At 71.3% G+C, this 23,534-nt stretch carries 19 protein-coding genes; 13 read left to right on the forward strand and 6 right to left on the reverse strand.

Annotation, left to right across the window (positions count from 1 at the left end; all coding sequences use genetic code 11):
• Positions 1 to 12: 12 nt before the first annotated feature.
• Positions 13 to 1,452, reverse strand: coding sequence for an NADP-dependent phosphogluconate dehydrogenase (gene gndA / locus ACFWWR_RS02030; RefSeq protein WP_383861342.1), 1,440 nt, complete (start codon positions 1,450 to 1,452; stop codon positions 13 to 15).
• 299 nt (positions 1,453 to 1,751) lie between these two features.
• Here gndA and ACFWWR_RS02035 point away from each other — a divergent pair, with 299 nt between their 5' ends.
• On the forward strand, positions 1,752 to 2,915 hold the full coding sequence (locus tag ACFWWR_RS02035) for a transglycosylase family protein (RefSeq protein ID WP_384301458.1): 1,164 nt from the start codon (positions 1,752 to 1,754) through the stop codon (positions 2,913 to 2,915).
• Here the strand turns inward: ACFWWR_RS02035 and ACFWWR_RS02040 are convergent.
• Positions 2,905 to 4,296 carry a DMT family transporter gene (locus ACFWWR_RS02040; RefSeq protein WP_384301460.1) on the reverse strand — a complete coding sequence of 464 codons (1,392 nt, stop codon included), beginning with the start codon at positions 4,294 to 4,296 and terminating at the stop codon, positions 2,905 to 2,907. The two genes, ACFWWR_RS02035 and ACFWWR_RS02040, sit on opposite strands and share 11 nt — an antisense overlap.
• 210 nt (positions 4,297 to 4,506) lie before the next feature.
• Here ACFWWR_RS02040 and ACFWWR_RS02045 point away from each other — a divergent pair, with 210 nt between their 5' ends.
• The 5 genes from ACFWWR_RS02045 (at position 4,507) to ACFWWR_RS02065 (ending at position 10,828) form a co-directional block, all read left to right on the forward strand.
• Positions 4,507 to 5,262 carry a (2Fe-2S)-binding protein gene (locus ACFWWR_RS02045; RefSeq protein ID WP_383861351.1) on the forward strand — a complete coding sequence of 252 codons (756 nt, stop codon included), beginning with the start codon at positions 4,507 to 4,509 and terminating at the stop codon, positions 5,260 to 5,262.
• A gap of 38 nt (positions 5,263 to 5,300) precedes the next feature.
• Positions 5,301 to 6,452 carry a glycogen synthase gene (glgA, locus tag ACFWWR_RS02050; protein WP_384301462.1) on the forward strand — a complete coding sequence of 384 codons (1,152 nt, stop codon included), beginning with the start codon at positions 5,301 to 5,303 and terminating at the stop codon, positions 6,450 to 6,452.
• Positions 6,453 to 6,532: 80 nt separating this feature from the next.
• Positions 6,533 to 7,753 carry a glucose-1-phosphate adenylyltransferase gene (gene glgC, locus ACFWWR_RS02055; RefSeq protein WP_383861357.1) on the forward strand — a complete coding sequence of 407 codons (1,221 nt, stop codon included), beginning with the start codon at positions 6,533 to 6,535 and terminating at the stop codon, positions 7,751 to 7,753.
• Between the two features lie 149 nt (positions 7,754 to 7,902).
• Positions 7,903 to 9,231: a wax ester/triacylglycerol synthase family O-acyltransferase gene (locus tag ACFWWR_RS02060; RefSeq protein WP_384301464.1), complete on the forward strand. Its 1,329-nt coding sequence runs from the start codon at positions 7,903 to 7,905 to the stop codon at positions 9,229 to 9,231.
• Positions 9,232 to 9,334: 103 nt separating this feature from the next.
• Positions 9,335 to 10,828, forward strand: coding sequence for an SDR family NAD(P)-dependent oxidoreductase (locus ACFWWR_RS02065; RefSeq protein ID WP_383861363.1), 1,494 nt, complete (start codon positions 9,335 to 9,337; stop codon positions 10,826 to 10,828).
• A gap of 186 nt (positions 10,829 to 11,014) precedes the next feature.
• On the opposite strand, the gene ACFWWR_RS02070 is transcribed toward ACFWWR_RS02065, so the two are convergent.
• A complete protein-coding gene (locus ACFWWR_RS02070) occupies positions 11,015 to 11,875 on the reverse strand; it encodes an SDR family oxidoreductase (RefSeq protein WP_384301466.1) in 861 nt (286 codons plus the stop codon).
• Positions 11,876 to 12,272: 397 nt separating this feature from the next.
• Between ACFWWR_RS02070 and ACFWWR_RS02075 the strand changes: the two genes are divergently transcribed.
• Both ACFWWR_RS02075 and ACFWWR_RS02080 read left to right on the forward strand, forming a co-directional pair.
• Positions 12,273 to 12,446, forward strand: a complete 174-nt coding sequence (locus tag ACFWWR_RS02075) for a hypothetical protein (RefSeq protein ID WP_383861369.1) — start codon at positions 12,273 to 12,275, stop codon at positions 12,444 to 12,446.
• Between the two features lie 60 nt (positions 12,447 to 12,506).
• Positions 12,507 to 12,989, forward strand: coding sequence for a GNAT family N-acetyltransferase (locus tag ACFWWR_RS02080; RefSeq protein WP_384301468.1), 483 nt, complete (start codon positions 12,507 to 12,509; stop codon positions 12,987 to 12,989).
• An 18-nt stretch (positions 12,990 to 13,007) separates the two neighbouring features.
• On the opposite strand, the gene ACFWWR_RS02085 is transcribed toward ACFWWR_RS02080, so the two are convergent.
• Positions 13,008 to 14,351: an amidase gene (locus ACFWWR_RS02085; protein ID WP_383861375.1), complete on the reverse strand. Its 1,344-nt coding sequence runs from the start codon at positions 14,349 to 14,351 to the stop codon at positions 13,008 to 13,010.
• 246 nt (positions 14,352 to 14,597) lie between these two features.
• On the opposite strand from ACFWWR_RS02085, the gene ACFWWR_RS02090 reads away from it, so the two are divergent.
• Positions 14,598 to 16,433, forward strand: coding sequence for a family 20 glycosylhydrolase (locus ACFWWR_RS02090; RefSeq protein WP_383861378.1), 1,836 nt, complete (start codon positions 14,598 to 14,600; stop codon positions 16,431 to 16,433).
• Between the two features lie 17 nt (positions 16,434 to 16,450).
• Positions 16,451 to 17,986 (forward strand): alpha-L-fucosidase, encoded by a 1,536-nt coding sequence (locus ACFWWR_RS02095; RefSeq protein WP_383861381.1) that lies wholly within the window; start codon positions 16,451 to 16,453, stop codon positions 17,984 to 17,986.
• A gap of 6 nt (positions 17,987 to 17,992) precedes the next feature.
• Here ACFWWR_RS02095 and ACFWWR_RS02100 read toward each other — a convergent pair whose 3' ends face one another.
• Positions 17,993 to 19,030, reverse strand: coding sequence for an alpha/beta hydrolase family protein (locus ACFWWR_RS02100; RefSeq protein ID WP_384301470.1), 1,038 nt, complete (start codon positions 19,028 to 19,030; stop codon positions 17,993 to 17,995).
• Between the two features lie 45 nt (positions 19,031 to 19,075).
• Complete coding sequence (locus ACFWWR_RS02105) at positions 19,076 to 19,786, reverse strand: FadR/GntR family transcriptional regulator (protein ID WP_383861387.1); 711 nt, start codon at positions 19,784 to 19,786, stop codon at positions 19,076 to 19,078.
• A gap of 164 nt (positions 19,787 to 19,950) precedes the next feature.
• Here ACFWWR_RS02105 and ACFWWR_RS02110 point away from each other — a divergent pair, with 164 nt between their 5' ends.
• From ACFWWR_RS02110 to ACFWWR_RS02120, 3 genes are read left to right on the forward strand one after another with little or no spacing between them, the layout of a single operon-like run.
• Positions 19,951 to 21,027, forward strand: coding sequence for a sugar ABC transporter substrate-binding protein (locus ACFWWR_RS02110; protein WP_384301472.1), 1,077 nt, complete (start codon positions 19,951 to 19,953; stop codon positions 21,025 to 21,027).
• Positions 21,024 to 22,514 (forward strand): sugar ABC transporter ATP-binding protein, encoded by a 1,491-nt coding sequence (locus tag ACFWWR_RS02115; protein WP_383861392.1) that lies wholly within the window; start codon positions 21,024 to 21,026, stop codon positions 22,512 to 22,514. The genes ACFWWR_RS02110 and ACFWWR_RS02115 overlap by 4 nt, the downstream gene beginning before the upstream one ends.
• Positions 22,507 to 23,532 carry an ABC transporter permease gene (locus ACFWWR_RS02120; protein WP_383861395.1) on the forward strand — a complete coding sequence of 342 codons (1,026 nt, stop codon included), beginning with the start codon at positions 22,507 to 22,509 and terminating at the stop codon, positions 23,530 to 23,532. The genes ACFWWR_RS02115 and ACFWWR_RS02120 overlap by 8 nt, the downstream gene beginning before the upstream one ends.
• Positions 23,533 to 23,534: the final 2 nt, after the last annotated feature.

Consider the following 23,534-nt stretch of genomic DNA (forward strand, 5'->3'; position numbering starts at 1 on the left):
CGCGAGGCTCGCCTACTCGGAGACCTCCGACCGGTCCCCGCCCCACAGCGTGTGGAACGACCCGTCCCGGTCGGTCCGCCGGTAGGTGTGCGCGCCGAAGAAGTCCCGCTGCCCCTGCGTGAGTGCCGCGGGCAACCGCTCCGCGCGCAGCGCGTCGTAGTAGGCGAGGGCCGCCGCGAAGCCCGGCGTCGGGACGCCCTGGCGGGTCGCGGCGACGAGGACCTCACGCCAGTCGTCCTGGGCCGCCGCGATCTCCTGCGCGAACGTCTCGTCGGACAGCAGGCTCGGCAGGTCCGCCCGGGCGTCGTACGCGGCACGGATGCGGTCCAGGAAGGCCGCGCGGATGATGCAGCCGCCCCGCCAGAGCGCGGAGACGGCGCCGAGGTCGATGTCCCAGCCGTACTCCTCACTGCCCGCGGCGATCTCGTGGAAGCCCTGGGTGTACGACACGATCTTCGAGGCGTACAGCGCCTGCTCCACGCGGTCGGCGAAGGCGCCCGCCTCCGCCTCGCTCAGCGGCGACGCCTTCGGTCCGGCGAGCCCCCGCGAGGCCTCCCGCAGCGCGGCGTGCCCGGAGAGCGAGCGGGCGAAGACCGCCTCGGCGATGCCGGAGACGGGGACGCCCAGGTCGAGGGCGATCTGGACGGTCCAGCGGCCGGTGCCCTTCTGCTCGGCCTGGTCCACCACCACGTCCACGAAGGGCTTGCCGGTCGCCGCGTCCACGTGCGACAGCACCTCGGCGGTGATCTCGATCAGGTAGGAGTCGAGGCGTCCGGTGTTCCAGGTGCGGAAGATGTCCGCGATCTGCGCGGGCTCGTACCCGGCGACATCGCGCAGCAGTTGGTAGGCCTCACCGATCAGCTGCATGTCGGCGTACTCGATGCCGTTGTGCACCATCTTCACGAAGTGTCCGGCGCCGTCCGGCCCCACGTGCGTCACGCACGGCGTCCCGTCCGCCGCCTTCGCGGAGATCTTCTCCAGCATCGGGCCCAGCGAGTCGTACGACTCCTTGGGCCCGCCCGGCATGATGCTCGGCCCGAGCAGCGCGCCCTCCTCGCCGCCCGAGACGCCCATGCCGACGAAGTGGATGCCCTGCTCGCGCAGTTCTCGCTCACGGCGCCGGGTGTCCGCGAAGTGCGCGTTGCCGCCGTCGATGATCATGTCGCCCGGCTCCAGGAGCGGGGCGAACTCCTGGATCACCGCGTCCGTCGGCTCCCCGGCCTTCACCATGACGACCAGGCGCCGCGGTCGCTCCAGAGCCGCCACGAACTCCTTGGCGGTCTCGGCCGCCACGAAGTCGCCCTCGCTCCCGAACTCCTCCACCAGCGCGTGCGTACGCGACGCCGTCCGGTTGTGCAACGCGACCGTGTAGCCGTTGCGCGCGAAGTTGCGGGCGAGATTGCGGCCCATGACCGCGAGTCCTGTGACGCCGATCTGGGCTGAATTGCTCATTCGGTTGGCTCCTCAAGGATCCGGGGATCCGGTTGTCGGTGGTGCCGGTGCCTGCCGGTCGTGCCCGTCAGTATTGCCCCTCGACCATCCTGACGTGCCGGTACGCCGACCGCGCGTCCGGGGTCGGGCGGCGCTCCGCAGGCAGATACGCACGAGAGGCACCACCCGCCTCAGCCACTGCGCAACTGGCGGTTATTCCCGCTTGCTTGAACGGAAGCACACGGCCGATTGCCGCCTTGTCATGGCCTGTTCGCAGCGCTTACTTTTGCCCCTCCTGACGCATGCCTAGGGGGCTCTTCATGGCCGTACGCGGCCGGCACCGCCGGTATCAGCCGAACAGGATCAACCGTGCCTCGCTCACCGTCACGGCGGGCGGTGCCGGGATGGCGATGCCGCTCATCGGTGCCGGGGTCGCGCAGGCCGCCGACGTGGACACCTGGAACAAGGTCGCCGCGTGCGAGTCGAGCAACGACTGGAACATCAACACCGGCAACGGCTACTACGGCGGACTGCAGTTCACCCGGTCCACCTGGGAGGCGTACGGCGGTACGCGGTACGCGCCGCGAGCGGATCTGGCCACCAAGGACCAGCAGATCGCCGTGGCGGAGAAGGTGCTGGACGGGCAGGGGCCGGGAGCCTGGCCGACCTGCTCGGTGCGGGCGGGGCTGACGCGGGGCGGGGACACCCCGGACATCCGTCCCGCCGGGACCGGCGACAGCGCCGCGAAGAAGTCGGGCAGCGGTTCCGTGGCGGACGTACAGCCGCAGACCACGCCCCAGTCCCGGGCCGGGACCGCCGAGATGTACACGGTGGTCCGCGGCGACTCGCTCTCCGAGATCGCCGACGCCGAGCGGGTCAAGGGCGGTTGGCGGGGGCTGTACGCGGCCAATCGGAAGGCCATCGGACCGGACCCCGACCTGATCATTCCCGGTCAGCGGCTGAAGCTGCGCGGTCAGGAGGCCACCACCGCGTCGACGAGCACCCAGGCCGGTGGCAAGTCCGCCACCGAGAAGGCCGCCTCGGGCACCCAGGAGACCGAAGACAAGGCCACGACCAGCCATTCCCTGGTCTCCCCGGTGAACGCCGCCGCGGGCACGCCGTACCGCAAGACGGGTTCCTCCTGGTCGAAGGGTTACCACACGGGCGTCGACTTCGCGGTGCCCACCGGCACGTCCGTGAAGGCGGTCGGGGCCGGCAAGGTCGTCACCGCCGGGTGGGGCGGATCGTTCGGCTACCAGGTGGTGATCCGGCATTCCGACGGCCGCTACACCCAGTACGCGCATCTGTCGGCGATCTCCGTGAAGAGCGGGCAGACGGTGGGCGGCGGCCAGCGCATCGGCCGCTCGGGCTCCACCGGCAACAGCACGGGCCCGCATCTGCACTTCGAGGTGCGGACGGGGCCCGGCTTCGGAACGGACGTCGACCCGGTGGCCTACCTGAAGGCCGGCGGCATCAGGATTTGACACGCGTGCGGTGCCGGTCGAAGACGGGCAGCGCGACGAACGGACCGGCGTAGAAGGGGCCGTACAGGTACGCCGGCACGTCGGACCCCGATGGCTCCGCGTCCTCGGAGGCATCCTCCGCGACGGGGACGCTGTCCAGGGCCGAAGGCGACACCGGGGCCGGGACGAGCACGCCCTCGGGCACCGCGGCAGCCGCCGGGACCGGAGCGAGCGCGGCTTCCGGGACCGCCGCGACGGACACGGCCGGGACGAGCGTGGCTTCCTGGACCGCGGCGGTCGCCGGGGTGGGGACGAGTACGCCGTCCCGTACCCCCGCGGGGACCGGCTGCTCGGGCATCCGTGCCTGGGGCTCTTCGGACGCGGCCGGGACGAGCGTGGCTTCCTGGACCGCGGCGGTCGCCGGGGTGGGGACGAGTACGCCGTCCCGGACTCCTGCGGGGACCGGCTGCTCGGGCACCCGTTCCTGGTGCGCTTCCGCCGGGACGGGCGCGGGCAGCGGTGCCGCCGGCTGGGCGGCGGGCCCGGGCAGCGGCTCCACGGGCTCCGGGTGGGTGCGCTGCAGCCGCTCGGTGGTCAGCAGGATCAGGCCGCCCGCCGCGACCACACCGCAGCTCAGCGCGAGCGCGGTGCCCGTCGTGCCGTAGCGGAAGGTTTCTCCGAACATCGTGATGCCGACCGCGGCCGCCGCCACCGGGTTCACGACCGTCAGCGTGGCCAGCGGGGCCGCGAGGCCCGCACCGCGGTAGGCGGCCTGGGACAGCAGCATGCCGGTCGTGGCCAGGACGCCGATCACGGCCAGGGACGGCAGGTCGGCCGCGGAGACGCCCCCCGTCCAGTCGACGGCGACGGTCTTGGTGAAGACCGAGGACATGCCGAACGCGATGCCGGACGCGATCGCGAGCAGAATGCTGCGCACCGCCGGGTGCCGGTGTGCGGCCCGGCCGGCGATCATCAGCGCGACAACCGCACCGGCGGTGACCACGGCCACGCCCACCCGCTGCGCTGTGTCCAGCGACTGCGCGTCGGACGCGCCGACCAGGGAGAGCAGACCGGCGAGACCGACCGTCGCCATGATCGCGCCGCGCCAGGCGGTCGCCCCGGCCTTGCGGCCCACGAACAGTGCCGCCATGGGCAGGGCGAAGACGATGGTCAGCGCGCCCAGCGGCTGCACCAGGCTCAGCGGGCCGTAGGCGAGCGCCACCACGTGCAGCAGCGCGCCCAGGCCGTTCAGCGCGACCGCCGCCCACCAGATGGGCCGGCGCAGCGGCGCGTACTGCTGGCCGGGGGAGGAGACCGCCACCTGCTCCTGGACGATGGCCCCGCCCGCGTACGCCACCGCGGAGACGAACGACAGCAGCACGGACAACGCGAGGGCACTCATGAGCGACTCCTCTGCGTGAGGCGGGGGCCCTGGGCCCGGCGCGGCGTACGGTCGGCTTCCATGACCAACACGATCCCGTGAAAAGTTCTTCCCGTCGTCGTACCAGAGCAGTCAATGGGTCCTACTGCCGATGGAGTACGAATCGGGCGCCATCATCCCCAAGGTGGGTGACCCGGGGCGGACCCCTAGTGGTCGGAGCCCCTAGGGGCCTTGGTACTACTGCTGTTCGTGGACCTCGACCCCGATCTCGCCGCGCTGCGCCCGCTCGGCGACTTCTTCGTACTGCGCACGGCAGGAGCCCCGCCCGCGTCACCGCCGACGCTCGCGTGCGCGTACGAGAGGGGCTTGTCGGATGTTCACGACGATTCTATGACTTTCCGGGTGCGCAAGGTAGGCGACGCCCTGTGCGTCCCCGAGGTGCGGATCGCGGCCTCGGTCGCCCAGCAGGGGCTCGCCGCCCGCCTGTGGTCGGTGACCCTCGGCTGCGCGGCCCTCTACGGCCGGGTCCCCGACCTCGACCCGCGTCTGCTGCACTGGGATCCCGACGGGAGTGCGCCCGACGACCTGTGGCTGTCCGCCGTACGGCCGGTGCCCGCGGACGCGGAGACCCTCGCGGACGTCGTGCTGCGCGCCCACCTCCAGCCGCTGACCGACATCCTGCACGCCCGGTACCGCATCGCCGAAGGTCTGTTGTGGGGCAACGCCGCCTCCGCGCTCGCGGGCGCCGCCCGGCAGCTGGACGGCTGGGCGCGGCGCCACGGCCGTACGGACGTGGCCGCCACGGCCCGCGCCCGCACCGCGGAAATCCTCTCCCACCCCCTTCTCGCGGGCGCCGGCACCCTCACCGGCACGGCCTTCCGGCGGCGCAGCTGCTGCCTCTACTACCGCGTACCCGGAGGAGGCGTGTGCGGCGACTGTTGCTTCACACGACCCCCGCGGTCTTCCCCGCGCGCCGCATCTGGGTGACCATGAAGAGAATCAGCCGCTGAGACAGGGGGTTCCGGGTGCGTGTGGGACTGCTGACCCGCGAGTACCCGCCGGATGTGTACGGCGGTGCGGGTGTCCATGTCGAGTTCCTCGCCCGGGAGTTGAGGTCCCTCGTCGACCTGGATGTGCACTGCTGGGGCGAGGGCCGTGCCGACGGCGTGATCCGCCACCGCCCCTGGCCGGTGCTGGACACGGCCAACGACGCACTGCGCACCTTCTCCGTGGACCTCGCGATGACCGCCGGCCTCGAAGGCCGCGAGCTCGTCCACTCCCACACCTGGTACGCCAACCTCGCCGGCCACCTCGGCAAGCTCCTGTACGGCATCCCGCACGTGATGACCGCCCACTCCCTGGAGCCCCTGCGGCCCTGGAAGGCCGAGCAGCTCGGTGGCGGATACGCCCTCTCCAGCTGGGCGGAGCGCACCGCGATCGAGGCCGCCGACGGGGTGATCGCCGTCTCCGGTGCCATGCGCGAGGACATCCTCGGCTGCTACCCGGGGCTGGATCCGGCCAAGGTCCACATCGTGCACAACGGCATCGACACCAGCCTCTACCGACCCGACCACGGCACCGACGTCCTGCGCCGCATCGGCCTCGACCCGGACCGCCCGTTCGTCCTGTTCGTCGGCCGCATCACCCGGCAGAAGGGCGTCCCCCACCTGCTGCGCGCGGTCCGGGACATCGACCCGGCCGCGCAGGTCGTGCTCTGCGCCGGCGCCCCCGACACCCCCGAGATCGACCAGGAGTTCCGCGACCTCTTCCAGGAGCTGAGCCGGGTCCGCGAGGGCGTGCACTGGATCCCGCAGATGCTGCCCCGCCCCGAGGTGATCCAGCTTCTGACGCACGCCGCGGTGTTCGTCTGTCCTTCGGTGTACGAACCCCTCGGTATCGTCAACCTGGAGGCGATGGCGTGCGGCACTCCCGTCGTGGCCTCCCGGGTCGGCGGCATCCCCGAGGTCGTGGACCATGGGAAGACGGGTTTACTCGTGCCGGTCGACGACGACTTCGAGACGGGCCTCGCGGGGGCGCTGGACTCGGTCCTCGGGGACCCGGTGGCCGCGCGGGAGATGGGCGAGGCCGGACGGGTGCGAGCGGTGGGCGAATTCGACTGGGACGCGGTCGCCCGGCGCACGGTCCGGCTCTACGAGAAGATCCTCAAACCAAATTAGTGGGACAGGAGTTCCTCGAACAGGCGTAGTCCGCCCTGCTCAGGGGCAGGAATGGATCAACCAGGGTGAGGGGAGCGGCCATGCGTCGTGGTGGTCCTTCGGTGCTCGGCATCGTGTTGGCGGGCGGAGAGGGCAAACGCCTGATGCCCCTGACCGCGGACCGCGCGAAACCCGCGGTCACCTTCGGCGGCACGTACCGCCTGGTCGACTTCGTGCTGTCCAACCTGGTCAACGCCGACGTTCTGCGCATCTGCGTCCTGACGCAGTACAAGTCGCACTCCCTGGACCGGCACATCACCACCACCTGGCGGATGTCCAGCCTGCTCGGCAACTACGTCACCCCGGTCCCGGCCCAGCAGCGCCTGGGCCCGCGCTGGTACCTGGGCAGCGCGGACGCGATCCTGCAGTCCCTGAACCTCATCTACGACGAACAACCCGAATATGTGGCCGTCTTTGGCGCCGACCACGTCTACCGCATGGATCCGCGTCAGATGCTCGCCCAGCACATCGAGAGCGGCGCGGGCGTCACGGTGGCCGGGATCCGCGTCCCGCGCGACGAGTCGTCGGCCTTCGGCGTGATCAGCCCCGGATCCGACGGCCAGACGGTGGAACGCTTCCTGGAGAAGCCCGCCGACCCGCCCGGCCTGGCCGACGACCCCGAGTGCGTGTTCGCCTCGATGGGCAACTACATCTTCACCACCAAGGCCCTCATCGAGGCGCTGCAACGGGACGCCGAGGACGTGAACTCGGTGCACGACATGGGCGGCTCGATCCTGCCGCAGCTCACCGACCGCGGCGAGGCCCAGCTGTACGACTTCAGCGCCAACCACGTGCCCGGCGAGACCACCCGCGACCAGGGCTACTGGCGGGACGTCGGCACGCTCGACGCGTACTACGACGCCCATATGGACCTCATCGCCGAACGCCCCACCTTCAACCTGTACAACCGCAGCTGGCCCATCTACACCCACTCGGGTCAGCTCTCCCCGGCCCGTTTCAACGCGGGCGGCATCGCCAGCGAGTCCATCATCAGCGCGGGCTGCCTGATCCGCGGGCAGGTCACCCGGTCGGTCCTGTCGCCGGGTGTCGTGGTCGACCCGGGAGCCGTGGTCCAGGGCTCGGTGCTGCACGACAACGTGCACATCGGGCGGGGCGCGGTGGTGCGCGGTGCCGTGCTCGACAAGAACGTTCAGGTGCCACCGGGCGCGACCATCGGCGTGAATCCGGAGCGGGACTCCGAGCTGTACACGGTGTCCAAGGGCGGAGTGATCGCGTTGGGGAAGGGCCAGCAGGTGCCCTGATTTCGGCCTCTGTTGCCCCTGTGACAGCCGGGGCGACGGGCGCCGGACTTAATCTGCTCTTAACTGAGCGTAGCTTGATCGTACTTGACCGTAATCGCCTGGGGGCGATTGACTGCTTGCCTCACCCGTCGCCGACGCGAGGCAAGCCATTGACTCCTGACCTGCTCGCACCTCTCGACTTGGCGTTCTGGAACATGGAATCCGCCGAGCACCCCATGCACCTGGGCGCACTCGGCGTCTTCACGGCACACTCGCCCACCGCGGGCGCCCACGCGGCCGACCTGCTGGCCGCCCGGGCCGCCGCGGTGCCCGGACTGCGGATGCGGATCCGGGACGTGTGGCCCCTGGGCTTCCCGGGGGCCTTCGGCGGCGCGGCGCGTGAGCCCGCTCCGGACTTCGACCCGCTCGACCACGTCACCCTGCACGCCCCCACCGCGGACTTCCAGGCGGAGGCGGGCCGGCTGATGCAGCGGCCGCTGGAGCGGGACCGGCCGCCGTGGGAGGCGCACGTGCTGCCCGGGGAGGACGGCGTCTCGTTCGCCGTGCTCTTCAAGTTCCACCACGCCCTGGCCGACGGCCTGCGCGCCCTGACGCTCGCCGCCGCGGTCCTGGACCCGATGGACGTGCCGGCCCGGCGGCCCCGACCGGCCGAGCCGGCGCGCGGCCTCCTCCCGGACGTCCGCAGACTGCCGGAGCTGGTACGCGGCGCCCTGTCCGACGTGGGCCGGGCCCTCGACATCGGCACCTCGGTCGCCCGCTCCACCCTGGACGTCCGTACCTCCGCCGCCCTCACCGCCCAGTCCACCGGTACCCGCCGCACCGCCGGGGTGGTCGTCGACATCGACGACGTGCACCGCGTGCGCAAGGCCGTCGGCGGCACCGTCAACGACGTCCTGATCGCCGTCGTCGCCGGTGCCCTGCGCCGCTGGCTGGACGAGCGCGGCGACGGCAGCGAGGGCGTCGCACCGCGCGCCCTGATCCCCGTGTCCAGGCGCCGCCCGCGCACCGCCCACCCGCAGGGCAACCGGCTCTCCGGGTACCTGATGCGGCTCCCCGTCGCCGACCCGGACCCGCTCGGCCGCCTCGCCACGGTCCGCACGGCCATGGACCGCAACAAGGACGCCGGGCCCAACCGGGGCGCCGGCGCCGTCGCCCTGCTCGCCGACCACGTCCCCGCGCTCGGCCACCGGATCGGCGGACCGCTGATGAGCCAGGCCGCGCGGCTGTGGTTCGACATCCTGGTCACCAGCGTGCCGCTGCCGGGCATCGGCCTGAAGCTCGGCGGCAACCCCGTCACCGAGGTCTATCCCTTCGCCCCGCTGGCCCGCGGGCAGTCCCTCGCGGTCGCGATCTCGACCTACCGCGGGCGCGTGCACTACGGACTCGTCGCCGACGCCGAGGCCGTACCGGACCTCGATCGTCTGGCCCTCGCCGTGACCGAGGAGGTGGAGACGCTGATCACCGCCTGCGACCCGTGATCACCACGGGTTTGGTGCTATGGCCCGGCGCTCCGTAAAATCCCCGGTTCGAACGCGTCGCCGTCGGAGCGCCGCACGAAACACCCAGGGAACGGCAGCGGCCATGACGGTGACAGACAACGGCTCGGCGACCACGGACGAGATCGTCTACGGTCCCGGCATCGACCCGGACCGGCTTGCCGTCTGCCTCGCCGTGCTCGAGGAACTCGACAAGCTGGATGTCGACCACCCCGACGCGATCGCCGTGCGCCGCGCCACCGCCGGCATCTACCGCAGCGTCAAGCAGCGCCGCCGCCAGGAGCGCCGGGCCGCCAAGACCGCGCACGACAAGGCGGTCACGGAGGCCACGGCGACCGGCTCCGCCCAGCGCATCGACGACGAGACCGAGGGCATCCTGCCGTCGTCGGGCACCGAGGAGGGGCAGATCGCCGGGATACTCCAGCGCCCGCGCTCCTGCTACACCTGCAAGGCCCGGTACGTGGAAGTCGACTACTTCTACCACCAGCTCTGTCCCGACTGCGCCCGCCTGAACCGTGCCAAGCGCGACGCCCGCGTCGACCTCACCGGCAAGCGCGCCCTGCTCACCGGCGGCCGCGCCAAGATCGGCATGTACATCGCGCTGCGGCTGCTGCGTGACGGCGCGCACACGACGATCACCACGCGCTTCCCGAAGGACGCCATCCGCCGCTTCAAGGCCATGGACGACTCGGCGGACTGGATGCACCGCCTGGAGGTCGTCGGCATCGACCTGCGCGACCCGGCGCAGGCCGTGGCCCTCGCCGACCAGGTCGCCGAGGCGGGCCCCCTCGACATCCTCATCAACAACGCGACGCAGACCGTGCGCCGTCTGCCCTCCGCCTACGCCGCCCTGGTCGAGGGCGAGAGCGCCCCGCTGCCGGCCGGTGAGCTGCCCGCCCACCACGTCATCGGCGCCTTCGGCTCCGGCGCGGTGGACGGCCTGGCCGCGCTGCCCGCCGGGATCTCCGGCATGGACGCGCAGCAGGTCGCCGACCTCGCCCTGGTCGCGGGCAACGCCAGCGTCGCCCGGCACCTCGACGGCACCGCCATCGACGCGGGCGGCCTCGTCCCCGACGTCGTCGACAGCAACACCTGGGTGCAGACGATCGAGCAGATCTCCCCGGTGGAGCTTCTCGAGACCCAGCTGTGCAACTACACGGCGCCGTTCATCCTGATCAGCAAGCTCCGCCCGGTCATGGCCGCCGCCGCCAGGCAGGCGACGAGCGGACGCGCGCACGTCGTGAACGTCTCGGCGATGGAAGGTGTCTTCGGCCGCGGTTACAAGGGCGCCGGCCACCCGAACACGAACGCCGCCAAGGCCGCCATGAACATGGTGACGCGGACCAGCGCCCAGGAGATGTTCCAGGCCGACCGCATCCTCATGACCTCGGTCGACACCGGGTGGATCACCGACGAGCGGCCCCACTACGACAAGCTGCGCCTCGCGGAGGAGGGCTTCCACGCCCCCCTCGACCTGGTCGACGGCGCGGCCCGCGTCTACGACCCGATCGTCCGCGGCGAGGAGGGCGACGACGTGTACGGCGTCTTCCTCAAGGACTACGCGCCGGGCAAGTGGTAGTGAGTTAATCGGCTGGCAGGTCGGGGCGCCGCGGCCTACCGTGAGAAGCGAACGCCGGTGTGCCCGGTGCGATGGTCACGCGTACTTCCTGGTTCGACTCCATGCAGGCCCGCCCTCGGGCCTGTCGCCCTTCGGGGGCGATCGCGTAGCCGCCTTGATCTCGGGCACCACGCAGGCGTGTCGTGTTCAGCGGTGTCCGGGCGCTTCTCCGCCGGCGTCCGGCGGTGCCTGGGCCCGCAGCCGCTCGTGCACCGCGTACGGCGCCGACGCCGCGGACGCGGCCCGCACCCGAGTGCCCCCGTCCACCAGCAGGTCCGCCCCGGTCACCCACTGCGCCGCGTCCGACGCCAGCCACACCACCGCCCGCGCCACGTCCTCGGGTTCTCCGATCCGCCCGAGCGGCAGCCCCGCCGCCACGTCCCGCTCGCCCGGCTCCCACACGAAGCGCGCCATCTCGGTGCGTACGAGGCCGGGGGAGACGGAGTTGACGCGCACCTTGGGCGCGAGTTCGCCCGCGAGTTGCCGGGTCAGGTGCAGCAGGGCCGCCTTGCTGGTGCCGTACGCGCCGACGCCCGGCCCGACATGCCCGGCGCCCTCCGTGCAGACGTTCACCACCGCGCCGCCGTGCTCGCACATCCAGGCCCGCCACGCGCACTGCACCAGCCGCAGGGCGGCCTCGACGTTGACCGCGAACGCCTCGCGCCAGGCGTCCGGGTCCACCTCCATCAGCGGTCCGTACGGCTGGTTGGTCGCCGCGTTGTTGACCAGCACGTCGATCCGTCCGAACTCGCGCAGGGCCAGCTCCGTGACCTCGCGCAGGTGGGCCGGTTCGGCCACGCTGCCCGCCAGTCCGATGCCGCCCAGCTCTTCGGCGGTCCGGCGCACGGCGTCGGCGTCGCGGGCGGTCACGCACACCAGCGCCCCGGCCTCGCTCAACTCCCGGGCCACCGCCCGCCCGATGCCGCGGGTGGCGCCGGTGACGATCGCGGTCCTGCCCTGGAGTGCCTGAAGTCCTCGGTGCCCTTGCGGTCCGTACGACGACGTCATCGGCGTACCGTCTCATGGCGGGATCCGAACCGCGTCGCCTGTTCGGTGGCGTAGGCCATTCGAGCGACCCTCAAACCGCGTGTTATGTAACAAACCGTCGCAAACTGTCCCCAGGGAAACACGGGCCGACTTCGGATAGTTACCCTTTGTTTTCAGCCCTATCGAGCGGCCTGGCGCTCATTTGGTTAGTCTGTAGCGGACGGACAGCTGTACGGGGTCCTACCCACACCCAAGGTCCGTCATGGGACACGCCCGTTCACAACGGCCTGCTCTCGTACGAGCAACCGACGCCACCGCGTCCGACTGCCTCTAGCCACACCCAAGCGGGCGTCTGGTACCTGGTCGCAGACTGGGCAGGAAACGCCCCGAGGGTGACCCGACACATAAGGAGTGCGCGGTGACACCGGAAAAATCGAGTCGCGAGCAACGCCCCAAGGAACGCACGGAGCGTGCGGGCCGCCGACCTGGAGAGATCGGCAGCCTCGACGTGTGGGCCCGGTCCGCCCCCATCCGCCTGGCGGGCTACGAGGACGACCTCGCCGAGCCCCACATCCTGCCCAGCGTGGACTGACGCCCGGGCAGAACCCGTCGTCGCGATCGCCGAACGCATGGGCGTGCGAAACTCACGCCCATGCTGATCAGAGAAGCCGTGGCCCAGGACTGGCCACGGATTTGGCCTTTCTGGCACCGGATCGTCGCCGCCGCCGACACCTACACCTGGGACCCGGACACCTCCGAAGAGGCGGCCCGCGCCCTGTGGATGGCCCCGGGCAAACGCGTCTACGTCGTCGAGGACGACACTGGTGTCCTCGTCGCCTCCGCCTACCTCACCGCCAACTACGGCGGCCCCGCCGCCCGCATCGCCAACGCGGGTTTCATGGTCGACCCCGACCAGGGCGGCCGGGGCTTCGGCCGCGCCCTCGCCGAGCACGTCCTGGACGCGGCGCGGGCCGAGGGCTATCGGGGCATGGTGTTCAACGCCGTCGTCGAGACCAACCCGGCCGTGAAGCTGTGGAGTTCCTTCGGCTTCACCATCCTCGGTACGGTCCCGGACGCCTACGAACACCCCCGGCACGGCCGGGTGGGCCTGCACATCATGTACAAGGCCCTCTAGCGCACCTCTAGCGCTCCTCTACTGCAGCGGCGCCGTCCGCTGCCACGGACGCCGCTCCTCCAACTGCTCGGCCACGGCGAGCAGATCCGCCTCCGACCCCGGCCGCCCCACCAACTGCACGGCGCAGGGGGCGCCGGAGGGCAGGGTGCCGAAGGGGACCGACATCGCCGGCCAGCCGGTCAGGTTCCACGGCGGGGTCAGGGGCGAGTAGTTCGTGTTGGCCAGGACGTTGCGCAGCCAGCCCCGCTCGTGCCAGGCCGCGGCCTTGGGGGAGCGGCGGGCGAGCGCCGGGGTGAGCAGCACGTCGTGCTCGGCGAAGAACGGCTCCAGCCGCCGGCGCAGTGCCTCACGTCCCTCCCCGGACCGCACGGTGTTCACGAAACGGCGGCCCACCGTCGCGTGCACCCGGGTGCGCCGCGTCAGCAGCCGCCGGTCGAGACCCCGCGCGTCGACCGCTGTGCCGGCCGTCCAGTGGGCGAGCGAGGTGAAGCTCAGCGACAGCGGGTACGGCGGGTCGGCCCGGCGTACCTGGTGACCCGCCTTCATCAGCAGCTCCGCCGCCTCCCGGACCGCTGTCGTGTACGGCCCGGTGACGGCGACGCCGGCGATCGGACTGCGCAGGGAGACGGCCACCCTGTGCGTGGCGGACGCGTCCCGTCGTACGAAGCCGGTGTCCGCGAGGACCGACAGCATCAGACGCGTGTCCTCGACCGTGGTCGCCAGGGGCCCGTTCTCGGACATGCCGAACCAGTCGCCCTCGCTGATGCCGGCCGGGACCACTCCGGGGCCCGGCTTGATGGTGACCAGGCCGCAGTTGGCCGCGGGAATGCGCAGGGAGCCCATGCCGTCGTTGCCCAGCGCGATCGGCACCAGTCCGGCGGCGACCGCGGCCGCGCTGCCGCCGGACGAGCCGCCGGCCGTGCGCGAGGTGTCCCACGGGTTGCGGGCGGTGCCGTGGACGCCCTCCGAGGTGCCGAAGACGCACAGTTCGGGCACGTTGGTCAGCCCCACGACCACCGCACCGGCAGCCCGCAGCCGGGCCACGGTGACATGGTCCTCGTCGGCGGGCGTCTCGGGCGTCGCCGCGGAGCCGATGCGCATGGTCTCGCCGCGCACGGCGAGGTTGTCCTTGACTGCCACGGGCACGCCCGCCAGGGGCAGGTCGCTCAGATCGCCCCGCGTGGCCACCTCGTCGGCCTCGGTGAGCGCGGCCTTCGCCCGGACCACCCGGAAGGCCCCGACACGGGCGTCGAGCCGCTCGATCCGGGCGAGGTGCTCGGCCACCACCTCGCGGGGCGTGGCCCGCTTCTCCCGTACGGCGGCGGCGATCTCGGCGGCGGTCCGGCCGACCCAGCTGGTCACGGGGGCTCCTCAGGGCTACTCGCGAGTACTGGGGAGAACTCTGCACGGGAGCGGGCGCCGAGTCGAGAGCACTCGCGCTTGGACATTCCGACCGGTCTTCTTGGACTTTTCACGGTCCGGCGGTGGACCCCCTCGACTGACCCGGCAGGTCATCCGATCAATGGCCCAACTTCAGTGTCATGGGACCCCGTTGACAGGCTGGGAGGGCGAGCCAATCATCAGGCCTCCGATGAATGGGAGTCGCTCATGAGAAAACGGCTGAGACTGATCGGCGTCATGGCGGTGCTGATGGTGCTCCTGGCGCCGGTTCCGGCGGTCGCGCGGCAGGAGCCCGGCCCCCCGGTCACCGTCCCCGCTCTGACCGACTGGACCCCCGCCTCCGGCAGTTACGTCTTCCGCCACGGCACACGTCTGGTGGCGGACGGTCCGGCCGAACGACGGGTCGCCGGCACCCTCGCCGACGATCTGAGGGCGGCGGGCCACGGCACGGTACCCGTCGTGAAGGGCGGCGCCCGCGACGGTGACATCGTTATCGGCGTACGGCCGTCCCGGACGGCGCTCGGCGACGAGGGCTACGAACTCCGCGCGGGGGAGCGGCTTTCGGTGACCGGCGGAACCGAGACCGGCGCCTTCCACGGCACCCGGACCCTCCTCCAGCTCCTCGCGCAGGGCGACCGGATCCCCGCCGGACGCACCGTCGACGTGCCGCGCTACCGCGAGCGGGGCGTCGGCGTCTGCGCCTGCTACGTCCACATCTCGCTGCCGTGGCTGGAGAACCTCGTCCGCGAGATGGCGTACCACAAGCTCAACCAGCTGCTCCTCGAACTCAAGGTGAAGAGCGACGTCCACCCCGAGGCCAACACCTGGGGCTACTACACCAAGGACGAGATCCGCCGCCTCGTCGCCCTCGGCGACCGGTACCACGTCGAGATCATCCCCGAGATCAACTCCCCCGGACACATGGACCCGTGGATCGAGAACCGGCCGGATCTCCAACTGACCGACTCCGACGGCAACAAGCAGCCCTCGCGCCTCGACATCACCCAGGCGGCCGCCTTCGACTACTACACCGGTCTGATCGACGAGTACGCCCAGGTCTTCACCGCCGGCTCCTGGCACATGGGAGCCGACGAGTACATGCTCGGCTCCGACTTCGCCAAGTACCCGCAGGTCCTGCGATACGCCCAGGACAGGTACGGCCCGGACGCCACACCCCAGGACGCGTTCATCGACTTCGTCAACCGCGTCCACGCCTACGCGGCGGCCAAGGGCAGGAAACTGCGCATCTGGAACGACGGCCTCACCGGCGCCAACACCGTGCCGGTGGCCGCGGGCACGACCGTCGAGCACTGGCTGAACGTGACGACGAAGCCGAGCCGACTGCTCGCACAGGGCTACCCGTTGATGAACGCGGCCTACGCGCTGTACCTCGTCCGCGGCGGCTTCCACAGTGACACCAAGGGCCTGTACGACCAGAGCTGGGACCCGCGCAGCTTCGAGGGCGAGAAACTGGCCTCCGGCGACGGCATCACCGGGGCGAAGATCAGCCTCTGGCCCGACAACGGCCGCGGCGAGACCGAGAACGAGGTCTCCGTCGCCCTGTGGCCCGCGCTGCGGCACATCGCCCAGGCCACCTGGGGCGCCCCGCACCCCGACACCGACTACGCCGGATTCACCGCGCGCGGCACCGCCGTCGGGCACGCTCCGGGATGGCGGGACCTGACCCGGGTGCCGGTGCCGGACGGGACGTACACCTTCGCGTCGGACGGCCGGTCCTTCGACGCCGAGGTGCGGCGCACGGCCGACGGCTACGTGACCTTGCGGACCGCCGACGGCTGCCTGGAGATACGCGGCGGAAAGCTCACGCTCAACGTCCCGCTCCAGCCGGGTGCCGAAGCCGGCCCGCAGACCTGCGACGCCACCAACACCATGCAGCGCTGGGTGCTGGAGCCCGCCCAGGGCGGTTACCGCCTGACCAGTGCGATCACACGGATGGCCGTCACGGTGAGCGGCGACGGCCGGCTCGTGCAGTACCCGCCCGACCAACGGCCGCCCGCCCGCTGGCACCTGACCGCCCACTGACGCGAGGAGCCCCACCCATGACCGTCTCCCGACGCCTCTTCGTCACCGCGGCCACCGCACTCGCCGTGACCGGAGTCCCGGCCCTCCCGTCGTCGGCCGCGGAGGAGGACCCCCGCCATCGCATCCCCGTCTCCCCGGACGACACCGCGGCCGACCTGGTCCGCAAGGCCTCCCAAGTACGGCCCACCGACCGGCAGATCGCCTGGCAGCGCCTGGAACGCACCGCGTTCCTGCACTTCGGCGTGAACACCTTCACCGGCCTCGAATGGGGCACCGGGGACGAGAACCCCGACGTCTTCCAGCCGGCCGGCCTCGACACCGACCAGTGGGCAGCAGCCCTCCGCGACGGCGGCTTCAGACTCGCCATCCTCACCGTCAAGCACCACGACGGCTTCGTCCTCTACCCCTCCCGCTACACCGACCACACCGTGGCGTCCAGCAGCTGGCGGGGCGGACACGGCGACGTACTGCGCTCCTTCGCCGACTCCATGCGTCGTCACGGCATCAAGGTCGGCGTCTACATCTCGCCCGCCGACGAGAACCAGTACCTGCACGGCGTGTACGCCAACGGCAGCGCCCGCTCCGCGCGCACCGTCCCCACCCCCGTCGACGGCGACGACCGCACACCGCGGCGGTCGTACACCCTGCCGGCCACCGACTACGGCGCCCACATGCTCAACCAGCTCCACGAGGTCCTCACCGAGTACGGCCCGATCGACGAGGTGTGGTTCGACGGCGCCCAGGGGCGCATCCCCGCCGACAAGGTCGAGAAGTACGACTGGGACAGCTGGTACACCCTCGTGCGCTCGCTCGCCCCGGACGCCGCGATCGCCGTGTCCGGACCCGACGTGCGCTGGGTCGGCAACGAGGGCGGGCTGGCCCGCGACGACGAGTGGAGCGTCGTACCGGTCCAGGAGAAGGACTACGGGCGCACCGACTACGCGCTCTCCTACGACGCTCCCGACATGGGCAGCCGGGACGCGCTCGTCCAGGCCCGGCCGGTGGCGGACTACCTGCAGTGGTGGCCGGCCGAGTGCGACGTGTCCATCCGGGACGGCTGGTTCTACCACGCCGACCAACAGCCCAAGACGGTCGAGCAGTTGACGGACATCTACTTCCGGTCCGTGGGCCGCAACTCGGTGCTGCTGCTCAACGTCCCGCCGGACACCGACGGGTTGCTGCCCGCCGCGGACGTGGCCCGTCTGCGGGAGTTCCGTGAGCGGGTGGACCGGGAGCTGCCCGAGGACCTGGCGAGCGGCGCGCGGACCACCGTCTCGCCCGGGCGCGTCACCGTCGACCTCGGCGCGGAACACGAGGTGGACCGGATCCGGCTGGCGGAGGACGTGCGGCTCGGCCAGCAGGTGGAGAGTTTCGTGGTCGAGGCGTATCGCGACGGCGCCTGGGTGGAGGTGGCCCGGGCGGGGACCGTCGGCGCGAGCCGGATCCTGCTGCTGGCGGCCCCGGTGCGGGCGCGGCGGTGGCGGATGCGGGTGACGGGGGCGCGGGCGGCCGTACGGATCGCGGAGTTCGGGCTGTACCGCTCCCGCCTGTGAGAGGCCTCAGCGCAGGTGGCGCTCGAAGAACGCCGTGGTTGCGGCCATCGAGCGCGGCCACTGCGGTCCGAACGTGTGTCCCTCGCCGGTGTACGTACGGAGCTCGACGTCCTTGCCCGCGGCCTCGAACGCGGCGACCGTCTGCTTCGTCCAGGCGAGGGGGCACGTGTCGTCGGCGGTGCCGTGGTGGATGAGCAGTGGCTCGGTCACGCGGTCGACGTAGGTGACCGGTGAGACCGCGCGCCAGAACGCCGGATTCTCCTTCGGGGTGCCGTGCTCGGCCTCGATCTCGGCGACGACCGGGTCGTCGTCGGGCCGCTGGAAGTGGTCGATGTTCTCGGCCGGGCGCGAGCTGACCGGCGCGAAGGCGACGGCGGCGTCGAACAGCCCTGGAGCCACCACCAGGGCGTTGTAGACGACGCCGCCGCCCATCGACCGGCCCAGCAGTCCGATGCGGTCGCCGTCGATCTCAGGACGACCGGACGAGCGCAGGGCCAGCGCCGCGCCGATGACGTCCTCGGTGTAGCCGAGGCGCAGGTTGACGTCGTTGTCCGGGTCGTCGTCCGAGCCCGCGTGGTTGCGGTAGTCGGTGTGCAGGACGACATAGCCCTCGCGGGCCAGCAGGTCCTGTTCGCGGGCGAGGCCCCGGCCGGTGGTGTAGACGGCCGGGTCGATGTAGCCGTGGGCCAGGACCAGCGCGGGGAAGGGGCCCTTGCCGGTCGGGATGTTCATCAGGCCCGAGATCGTCAGCCCGTCGACCTCGTACGTCACCCGGTAACCGGTGTAGTCGTCGGTGCGGGCGAGGACGGTGCCGAGCCGCAGGTCGGAACTCTGGTGCTTGCGCTGGATCAAGCCCGGGATCGACACCGGGTCGACGGGTGTTCGGGTGGGGGAGGGCGTCACGGCGGGGGCCCGGCTCGTGGTGGCGGTCGGCGCGGGCGGGCCGGTGCGGGCGGCGTCACCGTCGTCACCGCCTCCGGTGCAGCCGACCGCGGCCACCAGCACCGTCGCGGCGGCCGCGCAGAGCGTTCCCGTCGAGCGCATACGGCCAGTGTTCCCCGATCGGGGCCGGGGTACCGAGGCGCACCTTCAGCGGATGCCGTCGCCCACCTGGGAGCGCAGCCACTGCTCCACCTCGCCCACGTGCGCGGCGGCCGCCGCCCGCGCCGCCTCCGGGTCGCGGGCGACCAGCGCGCGGTGGATCGCCGCGTGTTCGCGGCGGGTGCGGGCGAAGGCGCCCTCCTCCTGGTAGCCGCGCCAGACACGGGCACGGAAGGTGCGGGAGGACAGGCCGTCCAGGATGGCGGCCATGGTCTCGTTGCCCGCGGCCGTGGCGATCTCGCGGTGGAAGGCCAGGTCGTGGGCGAGGATCTCCTCGGGATCCTCGGTGGCGTTCATGGCCGTGAGGTGTTTCTCGACCTCGGCGAGCTGGTCCGGGGTGATCCGGGCCGCTGCCAGGGCGGTCGCCGTCGACTCCAGGATGCGGCGCACCTCGAGCAGCTCCACCAGGCGCGGGCCGCGCGAGAGGTCGGCGACCACACCGAAGGTCTCCAGCAGGTCGCCTGCCTCCAGTTGCGTCACGTAGATGCCCGAACCGTGCCGGGCTTCCAGCACGCCCAGCACCGTGAGCGCGCGGATCGCCTCGCGCATCGAACTGCGGGAGATGCCGAGCTGGACCGCCAGATCGCGCTCGGTGGGCAACCGCTGGCCCGGCTCCAGCCGCCCTTCGCCGATCATCGCCTTGATCCGCTCGATGGCGCGCTGCGTCACGGTGCCCTTCTGCGGGGCCGTCTCGTCCACGCCGTTCCTCCACTCACCAGGTGTGGCGCAGTCTAACCATCAGAGTGGTCATACCACTACGGCCAAAACTCCGGGAAATGTGCCGTCGAAGACTGTTCTTCCCGCCGAGTGGTCTGATAAGTATGCGGTCATCTGCTCGAACACGCTCGATGAGGAGCCGCAAGATGCCCGGCAGAACAGTGGGGAAGCGGAACAGGTTTCGGACGTTCGGTGCGGTGGCCGCGGTCACCGGCGCCTCGGTCGTGCTCGCCGCGTGCGGCAGCACCAAGGACACCGCGGGCTCGGCCGGCGACGCGGGAGGGGACGGGACCGGCAAGGTCGGCGTGATCCTGCCGCTGCTGACCTCGCCGTTCTGGCAGTCGTACAACGACTACGTGCCGAAGACGGCGAAGTCCGAGGGGGTGGACGCGATGAAGACGGTCAACTCCAACAGCGACCCCTCACAGCAGATCACCGACATCAACAACGTGCTCAACCAGGGCGTGAAGGGCCTGGTCGTCGCGCCCCTGGACAGTGCCGCCATCGAGGCCGGCCTCGACCAGGCCGAGCGCAAGGGCGTGCCGGTCGTCGCGGTCGACGTGGCACCGGACAAGGGCAAGGTCGCCATGGTCGTACGCGCCAACAACGTCGCGTACGGCGAGAAGGCCTGCCAGTACCTGGGCCGACAGATCTCCTCCGGCAAGGTCGTACAGATCATGGGCGACCTCGCCTCGGTCAACGGCCGCGAGCGCTCGGAGGCGTTCCGCGCCTGTGTGAAGAAGGACTTCCCGAAGCTGAAGGTGCTGGAGATCCCCGCCAAGTGGGAGTCGGACACGGCCGCCTCGAAGCTCGACACCCTCCTCAACGCCAACCCCGACATCAAGGGCATCTACATGCAGGCCGGCGGCGTCTACCTCGCCCCGACCCTGCAGACCCTCAAGTCGAAGGGCATGCTGAAGAAGGTCGGCCAGGCGGGCCACATCGCCATCGTCTCCAACGACGGCATCCCGCAGGAGTTCGACGCCATCCGCAAGGGCGAGATCGACGCCACCGTCTCCCAGCCCGCCGACCTGTACGCCAAGTACGGCATGTACTACATCAAGGCGGCGATGCAGGGGAAGACCTTCGAGCCGGGGCCCACCGACCACGACTCGACGATCGTGAAGCTGCCCAGCGGCATCCTCGAGGACCAGCTGCCCGCGCCGCTGGTCACCAAGGAGAACGTCGACGACCCCAAGCTGTGGGGCAACACGGTCGGATGAGCACACCACTTGTGGAAGCGCGGGGGATAGTCAAGCGCTACGGCCCCACCACCGCCCTCGCCGACGGCAGGCTCACCGTCCTGCCCGGCGAGTCGCACGCCCTGGTCGGGCGCAACGGCGCGGGCAAGTCCACCCTCGTCACCCTCCTCACCGGCCTCCAGGCCCCCGACGAGGGCACGGTCCGCTTCGACGGCGAACCGGCGCCCCCGCTCGCCGACCGCGACGCCTGGCGCCGCAAGGTCGCCTGCGTCTACCAAAGGCCCACCGTGGTGCCCGAGTTGACGGTCGCCGAGAACCTGTTCATCAACCGGCAGCCGCTCAAGCGGCGTTTCATCAGCTGGCGCCGGCTCAAGGCCGAGGCGGCCGAGCTCCTCGCCGCCTGGGACGTCCACGTCGATCCGGAGGCACGCACCGCGGACCTCAAGGTCGAGGACCGCCAAATGGTGGAGATCGCCAGGGCGTTGAGCTTCGGCGCCCGCTTCATCGTCCTCGACGAGCCGACCGCCCAGCTCGACAACCGGGAGATCGAGCGGCTCTTCAGCCGGATGCGCGCCCTGCAGAAGTCCGGGGTCACCTTCCTGTTCATCTCGCACCACCTCCAGGAGGTGTACGAGGTGTGCCAGACCGTGACCGTGCTGCGTGACGCCCGCTGGATCACCACGGCACCGGTCGCCGACCTCCCGCGCGCGGCCCTGGTCGAGGCCATGGCGGGGGAGTCGATCGCCGAACAGGCCGCGCCCGTCAGGGAGGCCGACGTCAGCGCCCCCGTCCTCCTCGACGTGCACGGCCTGACCTCCCAGTCGTACGAGAACGTCGACCTGACCGTCCGTCGCGGCGAGGTCGTCGGACTCGCCGGATCCAGCGCCAGTGGCAAGATCGAACTCGCCGAATCGCTCACGGGACTGCACAAACCCAGCGGCGGCACGGCTCGACTGGACGGACAGCGGCTCCCCTTCGGCGATGTGCAGGCCACGCTGAAAGCCGGCGTCGGCTGCGTGCCCCGTGACCGGCACGCCCAGGGACTCGTGATCGGCATGACCATCGGCGACAACGCCACCATGAGTGTCCTCGACCGGCTCGGCCGCTTCGGCTTCGTCGGCACCGACCGCAAGCGCGGCTTCGCCACCGAGCTGATCGACCGCCTCGACATCCACGCCGAGGGCCCCGACCAGCCCGTCTCCGACCTGTCCGGCGGCAACGCCCAGAAGGTCGTCATGGCCCGCGCCCTCGCCTCCGACCCGCGCCTGCTGGTCCTCATCAACCCCACCGCGGGCGTCGACGTGAAGTCCAAGGAGTCCCTGCTCGCCCGCGTGGACAGCGCCCGCGACGACGGCACCGCGGTCCTCGTCGTCTCCGACGAACTCGACGACCTCAGACGCTGCGACCGCGTCCTCGTCCTCTTCCACGGCCGCGTGGTCGCCGAGCATCCGGCGGGCTGGCGCGACCACGAGCTGATCGCTTCCATCGAAGGAGTGGACCATGGCTGACACCAAGGCCCCGCAGCTCGCGCCGCTCCAGACCCCCGCCGCCCGGTCGGCCAGGACCGTCCTACTGCGCCGGGCCCGCGAACTCGCCCTCGTCCCCGCCCTGTTGCTGCTCATGGTGCTCGGTGCCGTGGTCAACGACTCGTTCCTCACCGAACGCAACCTCATCTCGATCCTCGGCGCCTCGGCCGCGCTCGCGATGGTCGTGCTGGCCGAGTCGCTGGTCCTGATCACCGGCAAGTTCGACCTGTCCCTCGAATCCGTCGTCGGCATCGCGCCCGCCGTGGGCGCCCTCCTCGTCCTGCCGGTCGCCCAGTCCGGCTGGGGCACGGAGTTCCCGGCCGTGCTCGCCATGCTGGCGGTCCTCGTGGTCGGCGGGGCGATCGGCGCCTTCAACGGCGTCCTGGTCGTCAAGTTCAAGCTGAACGCGTTCATCGTGACACTCGCCATGCTCATCGTCCTGCGCGGTCTGCTCGTCGGCGCCACCAAGGGCAAGACGCTGTTCGGCATGCCCGACAGCTTCTACTCCCTCGCCACCACCACCTTCCTGACCATCCCCATGTCGGTGTGGGTCGCCGCGATCGCCTTCGCCCTCGCCGGGTTCATCCTCAAGTACCACCGCATCGGGCGGGCCCTGTACGCCATCGGCGGCAACGCGGACGCGGCCCGCGCGGCCGGCATCCGCGTCGAACGCGTCATGCTCGGCGTGTTCGTCGTCGCGGGCGTCCTCGCCTCCGTCGGCGGCATCATGCAGACCGGCTACGTGGGCGCGATCAGCGCCAACCAGGGCCAGAACATGATCTTCACGGTGTTCGCGGCCGCGGTGATCGGCGGCATCAGCCTCGACGGCGGCAAGGGCACCATGTTCGGCGCCCTGACCGGTGTACTCCTGCTTGGAGTCGTGCAGAACCTGCTCACCCTCGCCCAGGTGCCGTCCTTCTGGATCCAGGCCATCTACGGCGGCATCATCCTGGTCGCCCTCATGATCGCCCGCGTGACGACGGGGCGCGCCCAGGACTGATC

The sequence above is a fragment of the Streptomyces sp. NPDC058678 genome (genome assembly GCF_042714835.1).
Lineage (GTDB): Bacteria > Actinomycetota > Actinomycetes > Streptomycetales > Streptomycetaceae > Streptomyces.